The 17,063-nt window shown below is 53.0% G+C and carries 16 protein-coding genes; 5 read left to right on the top strand and 11 right to left on the bottom strand.

What is annotated here, in order from left to right:
* Positions 1-382 precede the first annotated feature (382 nt).
* Positions 383-1,678, bottom strand: coding sequence for a phosphate regulon sensor histidine kinase PhoR (phoR, locus tag C2U41_RS02710; RefSeq protein ID WP_016149692.1), 1,296 nt, complete (start codon positions 1,676-1,678; stop codon positions 383-385).
* A gap of 50 nt (positions 1,679-1,728) precedes the next feature.
* Positions 1,729-2,418 carry a phosphate response regulator transcription factor PhoB gene (gene phoB, locus C2U41_RS02705; RefSeq protein ID WP_032936984.1) on the bottom strand — a complete coding sequence of 230 codons (690 nt, stop codon included), beginning with the start codon at positions 2,416-2,418 and terminating at the stop codon, positions 1,729-1,731.
* A gap of 190 nt (positions 2,419-2,608) precedes the next feature.
* Here phoB and sbcD point away from each other — a divergent pair, with 190 nt between their 5' ends.
* The 3 genes from sbcD (at position 2,609) to araJ (ending at position 8,316) form a co-directional block, all read left to right on the top strand.
* Positions 2,609-3,811 carry an exonuclease subunit SbcD gene (gene sbcD / locus C2U41_RS02700; protein WP_032936985.1) on the top strand — a complete coding sequence of 401 codons (1,203 nt, stop codon included), beginning with the start codon at positions 2,609-2,611 and terminating at the stop codon, positions 3,809-3,811.
* Positions 3,808-6,951, top strand: a complete 3,144-nt coding sequence (gene sbcC, locus C2U41_RS02695; RefSeq protein ID WP_032936986.1) for an exonuclease subunit SbcC — start codon at positions 3,808-3,810, stop codon at positions 6,949-6,951. The genes sbcD and sbcC overlap by 4 nt, the downstream gene beginning before the upstream one ends.
* A gap of 192 nt (positions 6,952-7,143) precedes the next feature.
* Positions 7,144-8,316 (top strand): MFS transporter AraJ, encoded by a 1,173-nt coding sequence (gene araJ / locus C2U41_RS02690; protein WP_003836004.1) that lies wholly within the window; start codon positions 7,144-7,146, stop codon positions 8,314-8,316.
* A 7-nt stretch (positions 8,317-8,323) separates the two neighbouring features.
* On the opposite strand, the gene mak is transcribed toward araJ, so the two are convergent.
* The gene (gene mak, locus C2U41_RS02685) at positions 8,324-9,232 is read right to left on the bottom strand and encodes a fructokinase (protein ID WP_003836005.1); all 909 of its coding nucleotides are present in this window, start codon (positions 9,230-9,232) and stop codon (positions 8,324-8,326) included.
* A gap of 91 nt (positions 9,233-9,323) precedes the next feature.
* Here mak and rdgC point away from each other — a divergent pair, with 91 nt between their 5' ends.
* Positions 9,324-10,235, top strand: coding sequence for a recombination-associated protein RdgC (gene rdgC, locus C2U41_RS02680; RefSeq protein ID WP_003021479.1), 912 nt, complete (start codon positions 9,324-9,326; stop codon positions 10,233-10,235).
* A gap of 49 nt (positions 10,236-10,284) precedes the next feature.
* Here the strand turns inward: rdgC and ppnP are convergent, their stop codons facing one another.
* The 5 genes from ppnP to C2U41_RS02655 form a co-directional block, all read right to left on the bottom strand.
* Positions 10,285-10,569, bottom strand: coding sequence for a pyrimidine/purine nucleoside phosphorylase (ppnP, locus tag C2U41_RS02675; RefSeq protein ID WP_003021477.1), 285 nt, complete (start codon positions 10,567-10,569; stop codon positions 10,285-10,287).
* A gap of 71 nt (positions 10,570-10,640) precedes the next feature.
* Complete coding sequence (locus C2U41_RS02670) at positions 10,641-11,318, bottom strand: AroM family protein (RefSeq protein ID WP_003830963.1); 678 nt, start codon at positions 11,316-11,318, stop codon at positions 10,641-10,643.
* 246 nt (positions 11,319-11,564) lie between these two features.
* Positions 11,565-11,756 (bottom strand): protein YaiA, encoded by a 192-nt coding sequence (gene yaiA / locus C2U41_RS02665; RefSeq protein ID WP_003021472.1) that lies wholly within the window; start codon positions 11,754-11,756, stop codon positions 11,565-11,567.
* Positions 11,757-11,782: 26 nt separating this feature from the next.
* The gene (gene aroL, locus C2U41_RS02660; protein WP_003836009.1) at positions 11,783-12,328 is read right to left on the bottom strand and encodes a shikimate kinase AroL; all 546 of its coding nucleotides are present in this window, start codon (positions 12,326-12,328) and stop codon (positions 11,783-11,785) included.
* Between the two features lie 186 nt (positions 12,329-12,514).
* The gene (locus tag C2U41_RS02655) at positions 12,515-12,970 is read right to left on the bottom strand and encodes a YaiI/YqxD family protein (protein WP_003021467.1); all 456 of its coding nucleotides are present in this window, start codon (positions 12,968-12,970) and stop codon (positions 12,515-12,517) included.
* 189 nt (positions 12,971-13,159) lie between these two features.
* Between C2U41_RS02655 and proC the strand changes: the two genes are divergently transcribed.
* A complete protein-coding gene (gene proC / locus C2U41_RS02650; RefSeq protein ID WP_003021462.1) occupies positions 13,160-13,969 on the top strand; it encodes a pyrroline-5-carboxylate reductase in 810 nt (269 codons plus the stop codon).
* Positions 13,970-13,986: 17 nt separating this feature from the next.
* On the opposite strand, the gene adrA is transcribed toward proC, so the two are convergent.
* The 3 genes from adrA to phoA form a co-directional block, all read right to left on the bottom strand.
* Positions 13,987-15,102, bottom strand: a complete 1,116-nt coding sequence (gene adrA / locus C2U41_RS02645) for a diguanylate cyclase AdrA (protein ID WP_085951537.1) — start codon at positions 15,100-15,102, stop codon at positions 13,987-13,989.
* Positions 15,103-15,193: 91 nt separating this feature from the next.
* The gene (gene psiF / locus C2U41_RS02640; protein WP_103848447.1) at positions 15,194-15,514 is read right to left on the bottom strand and encodes a phosphate starvation-inducible protein PsiF; all 321 of its coding nucleotides are present in this window, start codon (positions 15,512-15,514) and stop codon (positions 15,194-15,196) included.
* A gap of 97 nt (positions 15,515-15,611) precedes the next feature.
* On the bottom strand, positions 15,612-17,027 hold the full coding sequence (phoA, locus tag C2U41_RS02635; protein WP_003836015.1) for an alkaline phosphatase: 1,416 nt from the start codon (positions 17,025-17,027) through the stop codon (positions 15,612-15,614).
* Between the last annotated feature and the right edge of the window lie 36 nt (positions 17,028-17,063).

Raw genomic sequence — 17,063 nt, 5'->3', positions numbered from 1 at the left:
GGTGTTGAAAATAATAAATTTTTGCCTTTCCCTGGGGGACAATACAGCGGCATTTTTGCTCAATTCCAGCGGGAAACACTCCCGACCTGGCGCGGCGAAGAATAGTTTTTCGATTTACCGCGTAAATGCAGTCGGTATGACAGCATCTGGAGCGCAATTTAAACGCTTATAACGTTTTAAAGCAAGGTGGGATCCAAAAACCAGAACAATATAGCGATATGAAAAAATGGGTTAGCACAAAACACCATTTCATGGAAAAAGGTATGGGTAATAGTTCGAACAAAAAACAATCAAACGTCGTAAAATTCAGGAGTCATATATTGACCGCATAGAAAAAGCCAGCTTGTGCTGGCTTTTGGAAAGATAATCTTACGAATGTGCTTTAACCGTTACTTTTGGCAATCAAACGTTCCGGGATCACGAAACTAAATCGCGTCCCTTTGCCTGGTTCGCTTTCGATATTCAAACGGCTGTCGTGATGATGCAGCGCATGTTTCACGATGGCAAGGCCCAACCCGCTACCGCCCGTTTGCCGCGATCGCGCCTTATCTACCCGATAAAAACGCTCGGTCAGGCGTGGAATATGCTCGGCGGCAATGCCTGGACCGTTGTCTTCCACACAAAACTCCGCTCCCGAGGCCACATGCCGCCAGCGTACGGTAATGTGCGTTCCCGCAGGGGTGTGGTTCACCGCGTTGTACACGAGATTCGAGATAGCGCTACGCAACTGCTCCTCGTTGCCCCGCACGTTCAGGCTGTTATCGACATCAAAGGTAAACGTATGTTTATGCTGGCTCAGGGTTTGCGCTTCGTGCTCGATCACGCGCAGCATCATGGGCACATCGACTTTCTCATTCAGTTGCAACGTCGGAGCAGCTTCAATTTTTGACAGCGTCAGCAGCTGTTTCACCAGGCCTTCCATACGGTACGTTTGTTCGCGCATGGTATGCAGCGCTTTTTCGCGCGTTGTCCCTTCCAGCGGATGCTCCTGCATCATTTCCAGATAACCTTGCAGCACCGTCAGCGGTGTGCGCAGCTCATGGCTGGCGTTGGCGAAAAAGTTTCGCCGTGAACCTTCCAGTTGGTGCATCTGGGTAACGTCGCGCGCCACCATCAGCAGTTGCTTATCCGTGTAGGGCATCACGCGAATTTCCAGATGCCGTCCGGTATTGAGCACCAGATTGATAGGCCGGCTAAAGTCGCGCGTTTTCAGATATTGTGTGAATTCCGGGTATCGCAGCAGGTTAAGAATATTTTGCCCGCTATCGTCCGGCCAGCGCAGTCCCAGAACCTGCTGAGCCAGTCCGTTACACCAGAAGATACCGCCTTCTTCGGTGGTCAACACCACCGCGTCGGGTAGTGATTCCGCCCCGCTGCGAAAACGTTTGATCAGGTTACCCAGTTCTCGACGGCGCTTTTTGTTGCGCAGCTGCATTTGATGCAGCCCATATAACAACGGCTCCCAACTGCCTCGCCCCGGCGGCGGCGTCATGCTTCTGTCGACCCATAGCCACCAGGACAAACGTAATAGATTCCAGAAATGCCAGATAAGCAGGCCCGTTACCGACGCCAGTAAAAACCAGGGCAGGTAACCGAAAAAAGCGCTAAGGATAAATGCCGGTATGCAGCACAGGATCAGCTCCAGTACCAACCTTTTCCATGACAATCGTTCTAGCAAACGTCTTACTCCATAAACGGCCTAATCCATCAGGCCCTGATTCTTGTCAGTCAGAAGCGGGTCGAAAAACGATATCCCGTCCCGCGAACTGTCTGCACCATTCGATCGTGTCCGCTGTGCTCCAGCGCTTTACGTAAGCGGCGGATATGCACATCCACTGTCCGGTCTTCCACGTAGACATTGGTTCCCCAGACATGATTGAGGAGTTGTTCACGGCTGTAGACGCGCTCAGGGTGGGTCATAAAGAAGTGCAACAGTTTGAATTCGGTCGGCCCCATATCCAGCGGATCCTCGCCGGTCATCACGCGATGCGAGGTCGGATCAAGGCTTAGCCCCTGCATCTCAATAACCTCTTCCACCGCCATCGGTGAAATACGACGCAGAACCGCTTTAATACGCGCCACCAGCTCCTTGGGAGAAAACGGCTTGGTAATATAATCATCCGCACCGGTTTCCAGACCCCGGACGCGGTCTTCCTCTTCACCTCTCGCCGTCAGCATCATCACGGGGATATCCCGCGTCATGGCTTCGCGCTTGAGATATTTAATAAACTGCAGACCCGAGCCGCCGGGAAGCATCCAGTCAAGCAGGACGAGATCCGGCCAGGGTTCATTGAGTTGGTTCACAGCACTGTCATAGTCTTCGGCTTCTACGGGTTGAAAACCGTTTTGCTCGAGCACGAAGCAGACCATTTCGCGAATTGGAGCTTCATCTTCTACGACCAGAATACGTCTCGCCATGATTTGCCCTGTTTATAATTAAATCGTTTGCCATCAATACGGTGCCATTATGCGTCAGTTTTATGACAGATTTATGAAAAGATAGCCCAGGTTTAACGCAGCCCGGCGAATTATGACAGCCCGGAGACAAGATATTACCGTCCTTGAAAGGTTATAATCCCCACCACTGTTTTATCGTCATGGAACTCTTATGCGCATCCTTCACACGTCTGACTGGCATCTGGGCCAAAATTTCTACAGCAAGAGCCGTGCCGCTGAACATCAGGCCTTTCTCGACTGGCTGCTGGAAACGGCACAATCCCATCAGGTGGATGCCATTATTGTGGCGGGTGATATTTTCGATACCGGCTCACCGCCAAGCTACGCTCGTGAGCTGTATAACCGTTTTGTCGTTAATTTACAGCAAACCGGGTGTCATCTGGTGGTGCTGGCAGGCAACCACGACTCCGTCGCCACACTCAATGAATCCCGCGATATACTGGCGTTTCTCAACACCACGGTCGTTGCCAGCGCCGGCCATGCTCCGCAGGTACTGCCGCAACGCGACGGCACGCCGGGGGCAATTCTGTGCCCGGTTCCTTTTTTACGTCCACGCGACATCATTACCAGCCAGGCCGGGCTAACCGGGCAAGAAAAACAGCAACATTTGCTGTCAGCCATCACCGACTATTACCAGCAGCAGTATCAGGATGCCTGCACGCTGCGTGGTGATCAGAATCTGCCCATCATCGCGACCGGGCATTTGACCACCGTCGGCGCCAGTAAAAGTGACGCCGTCCGAGACATTTATATCGGTACGCTGGACGCCTTCCCTGCACAAAACTTCCCTCCGGCGGACTACATCGCGCTGGGCCATATTCACCGGGCGCAGGTTATCGGCGGCACGGAGCATATTCGCTACTGCGGCTCGCCGATCGCTCTCAGTTTTGACGAGTGCGGCAAAAACAAATGCGTGCATCTGGTGAGCTTTGAAGCAGGGAAACTCAACGCCGTCGAGAATCTCACCGTACCGGTCACCCAGCCGCTTGCGGTACTGAAAGGCGATCTCGCCGCCATTACCGCCCAGCTTGAGCAGTGGCGCAACGTACAGCAAGAGCCGCCTGTGTGGCTGGATATTGAAATTACCACCGATGACTATCTGCATGATATGCAGCGTAAGATCCAGGCTTTGACCGAAGATTTACCGGTAGAAGTGTTATTGGTGCGCCGCAGTCGGGAACAGCGCGAACGTATTATGGCCAATGAACGTCGTGAAACATTAAGCGAGCTGAGCGTGGCGGAGGTTTTTGACCGCCGCCTGGCGCTGGAAGAACTCGAAGAACCGCAGCGCGAGCGGCTTAATCAGCTGTTTAGCGCAACCGTACAGACGCTTGCCGGGGAGGCTGAAGCATGAAAATTCTCAGCCTGCGCCTGAAAAACCTCAACTCCCTGAAGGGAGAATGGAAAGTCGATTTCACGGCAGAACCTTTTGCCAGCAACGGGCTGTTCGCCATCACCGGGCCCACAGGCGCGGGGAAAACCACCCTGCTGGACGCAATTTGCCTTGCGCTGTACCACGAAACGCCGCGCCTGAATACTGTGTCACAGTCGCAAAACGACCTGATGACCCGCGACACAGCGGAGTGTCTGGCCGAGGTGGAATTTGAGGTGCGGGGCGAAGCCTACCGCGCATTCTGGAGCCAGAACCGGGCACGCAACCAGCCTGAGGGCAACCTGCAGGTCCCGCGCGTAGAGCTGGCCCGCTGCGCCGACGGTAAAATCCTCGCCGATAAAGTCAAAGACAAGCTGGAGATGACCGCCGAGCTTACCGGGCTGGATTACGGTCGTTTTACCCGTTCCATGCTGCTCTCTCAGGGCCAGTTTGCCGCATTTCTCAATGCCAAACCAAAAGAGCGCGCCGAGCTGCTCGAAGAGTTAACCGGTACTGAGATCTACGGTCAAATCTCCGCCATGGTGTTTGAAAAGCACAAATCAGCGCGTACGGAGCTGGAAAAACTGCAGGCCCAGGCCAGCGGCGTGGCGCTGTTAGCGCCAGAGCAGGTGCAATCTCTGACAGAAAGTTTGCAGGTACTTACTGACGAAGAAAAACAATACCTTACCAGCCTACAAACCCAGCAACAGCACCTCAACTGGCTCATTCGGCAAAATGAGCTACAAACGGATATAAACCGCCACCAGCAGGCATTACAGGCAGCGCTTCAGGCACAAGAAGACGCGCAGCCGCAGTTGGCGGCACTGAGTCTGGCACTGCCGGCCAGGGCGTTACGCCCGCACTGGGAGCGAATTCAGGAACAAACGGCTACTATCGAGCGTACACGCCAGAAGATTCAGGAAGTGAATGCTCGCTTACAAAGCAGCTTAACGCTGCGCGGGCGTATTCGTCAGCAGGCGCAAATGCAGTCGACCTTGATGCTAGCCGAACAACAGACGTTAACCGACTGGCTTAATGAGCATGATCGCTTCCGCTTATGGAGTAGCGAACTGGCAGGATGGAAAGCGCTGCTGGCCCAACAGTCCGACGCCAGCACCCAGCTACGCCAATGGCAGCAGCTGCGAGAGAACGACACACGTAAGCTCAATGCACTAACGCTTCCCGCGCTGACCCTTTCGCCGCAGGAGGTAACGGATGCGCTGGCGCAACATGTGCAGCTTCGTCCATTACGCCAGCGGCTGAGCAATTTACACGGACAAATCACCCCGAAGCAAAAACAACTGGCACAGTTACGCGCCACGCTTGTACAGCGTCAACAAGAGTTGACCCAGCGCAACGCGGTGCTTGCCGAAAAACGTCAGCGCTATAAAGATAAAAATCAGCAACTTACCGATGTGAGAGTCATTTGCGAGCAAGAAGCCCGCATCAAAGATCTGGAAAGCCAACGGGCATTGTTGCAATCCGGCATGCCTTGCCCGCTATGCGGCTCCATCGCACATCCGGCGATTGAACGCTATCAAACGCTCGAACTGAGCGTGAATCAGACGCGGCGTGAGGCACTGGAAAAAGAGGTCAAAACGCTGGCCGATGAGGGTTCAACGCTACGCGGCCAGCTTGAGGCGATAACCCAGCAACTTCAGCGGGATGAACGCGAAGCACAGACGCTTTCTCAGGAGGAGCAAGCACTTACTCAAGAGTGGCTGACCGTCACCGCCAGCCTCAACGTCACGCTACAACCGCAGGATGACATTGCCCCGTGGCTGGCCGCTCAGGAAGAGCACGAACAACAGCTTCACCAGTTGAGCCTGCGTCATACCCTGCAGGCGCAAATCACCGCGCATACCGAGCAGATTACCCAGCTCCAGCTGCATATTGACCAGCGCCAGGCGACGCTAACCGCCGAGCTTTCCCGCTATGGTCTGGCCCTTCCACCCGAGGATGACGTCGCCTCATGGCTAAGCGAACGGGCGAACGAAGCACAAATGTGGCAACAGCGTCAGAATGAACTGACCGAGTTACAGGCCCGGATTGCCCAGCTTGCGCCGCTGCTGGAAACGTTGCCTGAAACCGAGGCGCTTTCTGAAAACATTGAGGATTTGTCGCTGGAAAACTGGCGGCAGGTGCACGACGATTGCCTCTCTTTACAGGGACAGTGGCAAACCTTGCAACAGCAGGAGGCGCAGGACGTTCAGCGCGCCGCGGAAATCCAGGCGCAGTTTGATGCCGCATTGCAGGCCAGCATCTTTGCCGATCGCGACGCCTTTATTGCCGCCCTGCTGGACGAAGAGACCTTTAATCGCCTGGAGCAGTTGAAGCAATCACTGGAAGGCCAGCGACAGCAGGCCCAAACGCTGGTTAATCAGGCCCAGCAGGCACTGGCGGCTCATCAACAGCAGCAACCAACAGAAGTGGATCTCACGCTGACGGCGCAGCATCTGCACGACGCGCTGGCGCAGCTCACCCAACTGCTACGCGATAACACTACTCGTCAGGGCGAAATTCGCCAGCAGCTCAAACAAGATGCTGAAAACCGCCAGCAGCAGCAGGCGCTGATGCAGGAGATTGAAAAAGTCGCGCAGCAGGTCGAAGACTGGGGGTATTTGAATGCACTGATCGGCTCGAAAGAGGGAGATAAGTTCCGCAAATTTGCCCAGGGGCTGACGCTGGATAACCTCGTCTGGCTTGCCAACAACCAGTTAACCCGTCTGCACGGTCGCTATTTGTTGCAGCGCAAGGCCAGCGAAGCGTTAGAGCTGGAAGTGGTTGATACCTGGCAGGCCGATGCCGTACGTGATACGCGTACGCTTTCCGGCGGCGAGAGCTTCCTCGTGAGTCTGGCGCTGGCGCTGGCGTTGTCCGATCTGGTCAGCCACAAAACCCGAATTGACTCCCTGTTCCTCGACGAAGGTTTCGGCACGCTGGACAGTGAAACGCTGGATACCGCCCTGGACGCGCTTGATGCGCTCAACGCTACCGGTAAAACCATTGGCGTGATCAGCCACGTCGAAGCGATGAAAGAGCGCATTCCGGTACAGATCAAAGTGAAAAAAATCAACGGTCTGGGCTACAGCAAACTCGACAAAATGTTTGCGGTGGAGTAATCGGCCAGCGGATGTGGTGTCACAGGCCGGATAAGCGCTAACGCTATCCGGCACGCTAGGTAGCACAATATTGCATACTCAGGGACGGATATGAAATGGCATTCCACTTCACTTATCCGCAAGCTATCGCTATTGGCGGCGAACATTCGTCGCTATGACGCATATCCTGCGTCTTTCTTGTTGGCAGGTGGTATGAAAAAAGTCATTTTCTCTTTAGCGCTCGGAACATTTGGGCTGGGCATGGCCGAGTTTGGCATCATGGGTGTCCTCACTGAGCTGGCGCGGGACGTGGGAATTTCCATTCCTGCCGCTGGCCATATGATTTCGTTTTACGCCTTTGGCGTAGTGTTTGGCGCGCCCATTATTGCGCTCTTTTCCAATCGCTTTTCGCTCAAACATATTTTGCTGTTTCTGGTCACCCTGTGCGTGATTGGCAACGCCATCTTCACCCTCTCTTCCTCGTATTTTATGCTGGCGGTGGGCAGGCTGGTTTCCGGCTTCCCTCATGGCGCATTTTTCGGCGTGGGCGCGATTATCCTGTCGAAGCTGGCCCGTCCGGGAAAAGTCACTGCCGCCGTCGCGGGCATGATTTCGGGGATGACCGTTGCCAATCTGGTTGGCATTCCCGTCGGCACCTGGCTAAGCCAGGAATTTAGCTGGCGCTACACGTTTCTGCTGATAGCCGTCTTTAATATCGCCGTAATAGTCTCGGTCGCTTTTTGGGTCCCCAACATTAGCGATGAGGCAAAAGGGAAACTGCGCGAACAATTTCACTTTTTGAAAAGCCCCGCCCCGTGGTTCATTTTTTCCGCCACCATGTTTGGGAACGCCGGGGTTTTCGCCTGGTTCAGCTACGTCAAACCGTACATGATGTATATCTCCGGCTTCTCCGAGGCGCTAATGACCTTCATCATGATGCTGGTGGGATTGGGAATGGTGTTGGGAAATCTGCTAAGCGGTAGGCTGTCAGGCCGTTATACGCCGCTGCGAATTGCGGTAATAACCGACTTCGTCATTGTGCTGGCTCTGCTGCTGCTCTTTGCCTTTGGCGGCATCAAAGCCGCGTCGCTGACCTTCGCTTTCATTTGCTGCGCGGGTCTGTTTGCTCTGTCGGCGCCGTTGCAAATTTTGCTGCTGCAAAATGCTAAAGGGGGAGAACTACTGGGCGCGGCTGGCGGGCAAATTGCCTTCAATCTCGGCAGCGCGATTGGCGCGTACTGCGGTGGCATGATGTTGACGCTGGGATTTACCTACAACTACGTGACGCTGCCGGCTGCACTGCTGTCGTTTTCTGCGATGTCCTCGCTGCTGCTCTATGGTCGCCTGAAGCGCGGCGTGCAACAACAGGTTGCACCCGCGACATAACAACCGTTTATACGTGCGGCCACAGCCAGGCCGCGCCGCGCACGCCGCTGGAGTCACCGTGCAACGCCTGGCGTAGAGGCGTTTCACACTCGCCACCAAAAACAAATTGCTGCATCAACGTCGGAACGTTTTGATACAGTCGATCGACATTGCTCATTCCGCCACCCAGCACAATGACGTCCGGATCGAGAATATTCACCACATGTGCCAGTGATTTCGCCAGACGAAGCTCATAGCGGCTCAACGCTTGCTCCGCAAGAGTATCCTGCGCATTAACAAGGCTGATAATTTCACTGCCTTTGAGCGGCTTACCGCTCAGGCGCTGGTAGTCGGTGGCAAAACCGGTCCCAGAAATGAAGGTTTCAATGCAGCCTTGCTTGCCGCAATAACAAGGGACTTCCTGCCGATAACGCAGCTCATCTTCGTCCATCCACGGCAGCGGATTATGCCCCCACTCCCCTGCGGTACCGTTACCGCCGGTGTGTGCCCGACCATTCAGCGCCACGCCTGCGCCACATCCGGTGCCGATAATCACCGCAAACACGGTTTGCGCCCCCGCCGCCGCACCATCCACCGCTTCAGAAACCGCCAGACAGTTGGCATCATTTGCCAACCGCACTTCGCGATTCAGACGCGAACTCAGGTCTTTGTCAAAAGGTTGCCCGTTAAGCCAGGTCGAGTTGGCATTCTTTACTACCCCGGTGTAGGGCGAGATTGAACCGGGAATGCCCATTCCCACGGTTCCCGTCTGCCCGGTAGCGTTTTCCGCCATCTCCACCAGCATGGCGATGGTTTCTATCGTTTGCCAATAATCATCACGCGGCGTGGGCAGGCGATGGCGAAAAAGCTGTTCGCCCGCATCGCCAAGCGCAATAACTTCCGTTTTCGTACCGCCCAAATCGATACCTATACGCACTGTTTGCTCCTCTTCCCGATTAACAATGCAAGCATAGCGACAATTCGCTATCATGCCCGCTGGATTTAACGACAAGGCCGTGGAAATTATCATGCTGTGGTTCAAAAATTTAATGGTTTACCGTCTTAGCCGCGATGTTTCTTTGCGTGCCGAAGAGATGGAAAAACAGCTGGCATCAATGACGTTCACCCCTTGCGGTAGCCAGGATATGGCAAAAATGGGCTGGGTTCCGCCGATGGGATCGCACAGCGATGCATTAACGCATACCGCCAATGGCCAAATTATTATCTGCGCCCGCAAAGAAGAAAAAATTCTGCCGTCGCCGGTTATCAAACAGGCCCTGGAAGCCAAAATATTCAAACTGGAAGCTGAGCAAGGTCGCAAACTCAAGAAGACCGAAAAAGACTCACTGAAAGATGAAGTTCTGCACTCATTGCTGCCGCGCGCCTTTAGCCGCTTCAGCCAGACAATGATGTGGATCGACACCGTCAACGATCTGATCATGGTCGACTGTGCAAGCGCGAAAAAAGCGGAAGATACGCTGGCGCTGCTGCGTAAAAGCCTCGGTTCGCTGCCGGTCGTTCCGCTGACGATGGAAAACCCTATTGAGCTGACGCTGACCGAATGGGTTCGCTCCGGCACAACAGCACAAGGGTTCCAGTTACTGGATGAAGCTGAACTGAAAGCGATCCTTGAAGACGGCGGTGTGATCCGCGCGAAAAAGCAGGATCTGGTCTGCGACGAAATCGCCGTGCATATCGAGGCGGGCAAACTGGTCACCAAGTTGGCCCTCGACTGGCAGCAGCGTATTCAGTTCGTTATGTGTGACGACGGCTCCATTAAGCGTCTGAAGTTCAGCGACGAGCTGCGCGATCAGAACGAAGATATCGACCGTGAAGATTATGCTCAGCGTTTTGATGCCGATTTCATCCTGATGACAGGTGAACTGGCGGCGCTGATTAAAAGTCTGGTGGAAGGATTAGGCGGCGAAGCGCAACGTTAGCCCTGTTTAGCGAATGGCGACACAATATCGCCATTCGTCATTTTTACGCTTACAAATAGCGGCAAAGATAGGATGTTGGCTCTGCTACCTGCAGATGAAACTCACTGTTGCCCGGTACGTTAAACACGTCTCCTGCGGCATAGACTTTCCACTCGGTTTCCCCTGGCAGCAGCACGTTCAGTGCGCCACTAACCACCGTCATCTCTTCAGGCGCCGCAGTACCAAAGGTATATTCACCTTCAGCCATCACGCCTACACTGGCGCGGCCAGTACTGCTGCTGGTAAAACCGATCGATTTTACTTTGCCGGAAAAGTATTCATTACTTTGAAGCATACAACTGGCCCTATCTCGTGATTAAGTTAGGAACCAATATAGGGGGCTGACGTTCCACCTGTCACGCAAAATTACGCCAGCAATTCCGAAGCTAGCCGGGCAATCAACACATTGGACAGCAGAACCGGGACATCCAGCGACTTTTGCAGTAAATCACGATGGCGTTGATGAAAACCCAGGCAGTCCAGCATGAGAACATCAGCGCCTTGCTCAAGGAGATATTTCCCGGCATCAATCAGCTGTTGTTCAGAACCTTCTACTGGATTCGCTACGGCATACACTGGTGGCGTTTGTAACACCTGCCACTTTTGTGTCTGGGCTTTGAGCAATTCAGCAACAGGTACTATGACCCCAACCTGATGCCCTTCGACAATCGAAGCCACTAACGGGGGAATAATGCGTATGGGTTCCAACAAGATGCTATTGCGGGCGGTCAGACGGGTGATTGAAGCGGTACTCATCAGCAGGATCACATCAAATCCCTGATTATCGAGAACCTCCACAATGCTTTGCAGCGAGCGTTCCACTTTCTGACGTGAGACATGAGCAAGTTGGTGGTCGCTAAGCAGTGTTAATAACAGCTCGTCACCGGGTGAAGCCCCGTACTCGGCCATCACATCTTCTCGCTGCATCTGCCCCAGCAGACTGTGGTGAGTAATGTGCTGTTCATCAATATATTCCGTCAGGAGCGGTAACATCTCACACATCGGCACAACGCCAATCGTGAGGATAGCCAACGACGTACTCATTTGTTGCTCCACCGTCTTCTTACTTTGCTGTGAAATCCCGGATAAGTGCCGGGCGCTGACCTGTGCTACAAATGCTCAAAAGCGTAGCAGTAGATCGGCGGTGTATTGTGTAAAGATTCCAGATCATTCCAGTACTGGATTGTTATTGTTTAATTTTCAATTTTTACTGTATACAGCGAAATTTAAAAAAATGTGATGCACGCCCGGACTGGCACTTTTAAGACTCGTGCCAGGGCGGTCTTCGTATCAGGTTTTATCGGGGTCTTCGTAGCGTTTTTTAGCATCCATCGCTTCCTGAGCCGAAGGATGCTCACTGATCAACGAATTCGGTTTAGGGTGATCGGCACGAAGTTGATACCAGGTTACCGTCTGGCCTGGCGTCCCTTTTTCAACCGTAACAATGGTCGCTTGACGTGGGTAAGGTGGTTGTGTCGGCATAGTTCTTCCTTTTCACTGGATGAACATTAAGTATAGACACCGCCCTGCAACCGTGGCGCTGCCTGCGCCAGTATCCCAAGAATGTCTTCCACCACCTGCGCAGGCGCATTAGTGGCATCAACGATATAGTGCGCGGCTTCGCGATACAAAACATCTCGCTGGGCGAGCACTTCCTGCACTTCTTCAGTCAACGGCTTGCCGGTTAAGGTCGGTCGTAATCCTTCTTCAGGCGTCGCCTCCAGACGATCAACCAGTACCGATACCGGTGCGCTTAAATAGATAACCACGCCGTGGCTGCGCATGTAGTGACGGTTAAATTCGGTAAGAATAATACCGCCGCCGGTCGCAACAACCGTTGCTGGTGCTGTGACAGCCTGCAGAGCGGTCGTTTCCTGGGCACGAAACCCTTCCCACCCTTCTCTTTCGACGATTTCCGCCACGGTCATTTGCACGTGCGATTGCAACCAGCGATCGGTATCAACGAACTGGAAATCAATAGCCTTTGCCAGCGCCATACCGGTTGTCGTCTTACCACACCCCCGGGGGCCAACAAGAAAAAGAGGTTGCGTCATCACAGAATTTCCCCAGAGAGCCGCCAACAAGCGGGATCTGATGCGGTTAAAAATATAATCATATCATCAAACTAGTACACAGCCAAAACCGTAAAGAAAAAATTACATAAAGAATGGCGAGATGAGTTAACCCCTACTATAACAAGAATTCACAACGAATAAAGTGTAAATAATAAATTACACACACTATTTTCTACGCTGAACTTCCAGCCACCACTTATCCAGTTCAGCTGCAAAATGCTGTCTGTCGCGGGACGAAAGGCTGTCCGGCCCCCCGGTCTGAATACCGCTAGCGCGTAGCGTATCCATAAAATCACGCATCATCAGACGCTCGCGGATCGTGGCTTCGGTATAACGTTCGCCACGCGGGTTAAGCGCCGCCGCACCTTTTTCAATCACTTCAGCCGCCAGCGGAATATCTGCCGTTATCACTAAATCACCAGCACTGCACTGACGCACAATCTCGTTATCAGCCACGTCAAAGCCCGCAGGCACACGTAATGTGCTGATGAAACGCGAAGGCGGGACGCGCAGGCTTTGGTTGGCCACCAAAACAAGCGGCATTTGCATGCGCTCAGAAGCGCGGTACAAAATGTCTTTAATCACATTCGGACACGCATCGGCATCCACCCATATTGTCATAACTTCTCCCCACTGTTGTGCTGCCGCACATTGTCGCGTGCTTTTACTTTCAGGCAAAGTGCTGTTTCTCCTTCTGAACATATTCATTCCGCGCTAAGCTTAGCTTTCCCAGGTTTACCCCAAATAATTCAAGTTACTTGAAGTAATTAGGGTATAAAACAATGAATATCATCCATAGGGAGTGACAAGATGGACAAGAAAATTGGTTTTATCGGCTGCGGTAATATGGGCAAAGCCATTCTTGGCGGCATGATCGCCAGCGGTCAGGTTCTCCCCGGACAAATCTGGGTCTATACCCCTTCCCCCGATAAGGTCGCCGCGCTACACGACCAGTACGGCATTAATGCGGCGCAGTCTGCACAAGAAGTCGCGCAGATCGCTGATATTGTTTTTGGGGCTGTAAAGCCAGGCATTATGATTAAGGTGCTGAGCGAAATTACCTCCAGCCTGAACAAAGACTCCCTGGTCGTCTCAATTGCCGCAGGCGTCACCCTCGATCAGCTTGCCCGCGCGCTGGGTCACGACCGTAAAATCATTCGCGCGATGCCAAACACGCCGTCGCTGGTGAACGCCGGAATGACCTCCGTCACGCCAAACGCCTTAGTCACGCCGGAAGATACGGCTGACGTGCTGAATATCTTCCGCTGCTTTGGCGAAGCTGAAGTCATTGCGGAGGCAATGATTCATCCGGTCGTTGGTGTCAGCGGTTCAGCACCGGCCTATGTATTTATGTTTATCGAAGCAATGGCAGATGCCGCCGTTCAGGGGGGAATGCCCCGCGCGCAGGCTTATAAATTTGCGGCACAAGCGGTAATGGGTTCGGCGAAGATGGTGCTGGAAACGGGTAAACATCCTGGCGAATTAAAGGATATGGTGTGCTCGCCAGGTGGAACCACCATTGAGGCGGTACGCGTCCTGGAAGAACGCGGTTTCCGTTCATCAGTAATTGAAGCGATGATTAAGTGCATGGAGCAATCGGAAAAACTCAGCCGCTCCTGAGTTAACACCGCCGGACGTCATGCCGCCGCTTCAGTGCGGTTACGTCCGGAATTCTTTGCTTTATAGAGCGCCATATCTGCTGATTTTAACCATTCTCTATAGTGTTCAGTTTCAGATGTCAGCGGCGCAACGCCCACGCTAATGCGCAGGTCAACCTGCGGCGCGCAAGATAAACGCAGTTGGGTAAGCCGTTCGTGAACACGAGACATCGCTGCAATCGCGCTGCTCGCCGACGTGCCACACATGATTACCGCAAACTCATCACCGCCAAAACGCCCAATCACATCGCTACCGCGTAAGGTCATCTGTAACTGGCGGGTCAGTGCAACAATGGCCTGATCCCCTACGTCATGGCCCCAGGTATCATTGATACTCTTAAAATGGTCGATATCGATGATAAGAAGCGTGGCATCACGCTGATGGCGGCGGCAATTATCAAATTCATTACGCAGCAACAGTTCCCAATGACGTCGGTTATACACCCCGGTCATCCCATCTCGCGTACTCATAACCTGTAAGCGACGTTTATGTTCTGCCAGCCGGATGAGCGTCTTATAACTCACCCAGGCAAACAGCAACGGGTAAACCACTAACACTGGCAGTGACAGCAGCACGCTCAGCTGCGTACTGCTAAAAGCCACGGGGATATCCGTTAACTGTAACGTCACCAGGCAGGAAACCACCATCAACACGGCGCCTGCGATGAAGACTCGCATACCTCCTGCGCCCATCAGGTTGATACAGATAATCATCAACAGCGCCGTGGATGGCAGCAAGTTTATCCCCATAATCCCCATCCACATCCCGGCGAGGATGGCATCGGCTTTTAAGTTGGTATATTCGCTATGCAGTGGATCGACAGCTTTACTTGCCAGTTGCCATGCCAGATGTGGCCAGACAAATGCCCATCCCACCAGCAAAAGCCACCAGCCTCCGGTTATTGGCTGAGAAACTAATACCGACGCGATAGGGAAAAACATTCCCCCCAGTCCCACCGCTCGCGGCAGCCTGATTCGTCGGGCAAATCGCAGACCGGAACGTTGGTGGTCATTTTGATGAAGCAATATAAATGCTTCATTCGGGACGACCTTCTTTTGATAAAAATTTTCATCATTCATCGTATTTGGGAATATTCTGAAACAAATTTCCCAAATTATAGGAAGGGGTCTGGCGGCGGAAGTATGATATTTCGGGTGAGCGATTTTATCTGCTCACCCGGAAGTGCTAAGCAGATTTTTTCAGGCAAGCGCTCATAAACTTATTACGACCATCGCCTTTCAGAGACTGCTCCGTCGCCTTGACGTTGCATTCACGCATTTTCTGCTGCTGCGGCGTCAGACTCTTTTCCTCAGGCCCAGATTTACTGTTTTTCAGGCAATCACTCATATACGTCTTACGCGCATCCCCTTTTAAGGTTTGCGCCGTTGCCTGCTGATTGCAGGTGGTCATACGTTGTTGTTGCGGGGTTAATGTCTTCTCGGCAGCACCGACGGTAGTTAAAAAAATAAGACCAAAAAGCAACGTCATTAATAATGTAATTTTCATAGCACCATCCTTTTCTGAACGACGACACACAGGTAAGTTTGGCTGCTAACGATAAAAATACCACCCGACGGCAAAAGTATTGCCGCCGGGCGTCGGGTTATTTCAGTCCTAACGCCGCTTTCATGGTGTAGAACAGGTCGGTTTGATCGGTCAGGCCAACCACATTCGCCGCATGAGGGCCATAGGCTGCAATACGCAGTTGGCTGCCGGTGTGCTCCTGGGACTCTTCTTCAGAGTTGCCATAGCTAATGACCATCACCGCGCCATCTTTGGTGTTCAGCGCTTGCGTTAAACCGGGTGCTTTAGTATCCGGTGCGACTATCTGGCTGGCATGCGCGTGGTCAGCGGTTACCACGACCAGGGTGTTGCCATCTTTCTTCGCAAAAGCAAGCGCACGCTGCACCGCTTCATCCAGATCGACAGTTTCACCAATTTGTCCACACGGGTTAGCGGCGTGATCTTGTTTGTCGATTGACGCGCCTTCCACTTGCAGGAAGAAGCCTTTCTCATTTTTGCTTAACAGCTCAATCGCTTTATCCGTCATCTGTGCCAGAGTCGGCACGCTGTCGTTACGTTTTGGATTTGGCGTGCAGGTCACTACCGGCTTATCCAGATTTCCGTGATAAGACGCTTTCGGGCCTTCCCAACGCACTGGCATATTACCGTCAGAGAACAGACCCAACAGCGGTTTATCCTGATTCGCTTCGGTAATCACCGCCAGCGTCGCGGTATCACTCACCATCTGGTAACCACGGGCCTGTGCTTGTTCACGCAGCGTTTTACCCTGCCACTCACCTGCCGTAGCGGTTTCAGTAAAAGTTTTTGCCCCGCCACCTAACGTAACATCCGCACGGGCATTCAATAATTGTTCGGTAATCGACCCTTTACCGCCTTTTTCCAGCGCGTTCGTCGGGCATTTTTCAGCCGTCACGCTCGGGCCATAGCATTTACGCGAAGTGACATGGGCAACCAGTGCGGCAGGCGTGGCATCCTGCAATTCAGCCGTGGAAACGTTACCTGTCGCCAGACCCGCCGCTTTGGCCATTTCCAGAATAGTAGCGTGATCTTTCTCATGAATATCAACGCCCAGAGCACCATTGTAAGTTTTAACACCGGTCGTCCACGCCGTCGCCGATGCTGCAGAATCTGTCACATAATCGGGCTTGCCGGTTTTCTTATCCAACGCATAATGTGTGTATTGTCCGGTCAACGGTAAAGCATCAATACCTTTAAAAAAGCCGCCCGCGCCTTCAGCATAATTTCGCGCTGCCGTTATTTCGGAATCACCCATCCCATCGCCAATCAGTAAAATAATATTTTTGGCCGGTTTGTCGTTCAGCGATTCGCGCAGAGCCGCGGTTTGGTCGGCAGACAATCGGCGAGCGCCACCCGGCGTGGAGATATCACCTTGAGCGGCACGATTATCCAAAACCGCTACAGTAGATGTTTCTGCATTAATAACCGGGGTAAACAGCAAAGGTAACAGGGCAATAGCGAGTGCGCTTTGTTTCACTTTATATTCTCCATGTATAAATACGGTAAAATTAAA

The sequence above is a fragment of the Citrobacter freundii complex sp. CFNIH4 genome (assembly GCF_002934505.1).
GTDB classification, from domain to species: domain Bacteria; phylum Pseudomonadota; class Gammaproteobacteria; order Enterobacterales; family Enterobacteriaceae; genus Citrobacter; species Citrobacter freundii.
The sequence above is the reverse complement of the archived record's forward strand: the minus strand, read 5'-3'. Positions and strand labels throughout refer to the sequence as shown.

Excerpts from the sequence above, each read along its gene's own strand:
- C2U41_RS02670 (WP_003830963.1), bottom strand. The coding sequence starts at position 11,318 with ATGAGTACGTCGTTGGCTATCCTCACGATTGGCGTTGTGCCGATGTGT.
- sbcD (WP_032936985.1), top strand. The coding sequence starts at position 2,609 with ATGCGCATCCTTCACACGTCTGACTGGCATCTGGGCCAAAATTTCTAC.
- yaiA (WP_003021472.1), bottom strand. The coding sequence starts at position 11,756 with ATGCCGACACAACCACCTTACCCACGTCAAGCGACCATTGTTACGGTT.
- proC (WP_003021462.1), top strand. The coding sequence starts at position 13,160 with ATGGACAAGAAAATTGGTTTTATCGGCTGCGGTAATATGGGCAAAGCC.
- rdgC (WP_003021479.1), top strand. The coding sequence starts at position 9,324 with ATGCTGTGGTTCAAAAATTTAATGGTTTACCGTCTTAGCCGCGATGTT.
- psiF (WP_103848447.1), bottom strand. The coding sequence starts at position 15,514 with ATGAAAATTACATTATTAATGACGTTGCTTTTTGGTCTTATTTTTTTA.
- araJ (WP_003836004.1), top strand. The coding sequence starts at position 7,144 with ATGAAAAAAGTCATTTTCTCTTTAGCGCTCGGAACATTTGGGCTGGGC.
- sbcC (WP_032936986.1), top strand. The coding sequence starts at position 3,808 with ATGAAAATTCTCAGCCTGCGCCTGAAAAACCTCAACTCCCTGAAGGGA.
- ppnP (WP_003021477.1), bottom strand. The coding sequence starts at position 10,569 with ATGCTTCAAAGTAATGAATACTTTTCCGGCAAAGTAAAATCGATCGGT.
- C2U41_RS02655 (WP_003021467.1), bottom strand. The coding sequence starts at position 12,970 with ATGACAATATGGGTGGATGCCGATGCGTGTCCGAATGTGATTAAAGAC.
- aroL (WP_003836009.1), bottom strand. The coding sequence starts at position 12,328 with ATGACGCAACCTCTTTTTCTTGTTGGCCCCCGGGGGTGTGGTAAGACG.
- phoB (WP_032936984.1), bottom strand. The coding sequence starts at position 2,418 with ATGGCGAGACGTATTCTGGTCGTAGAAGATGAAGCTCCAATTCGCGAA.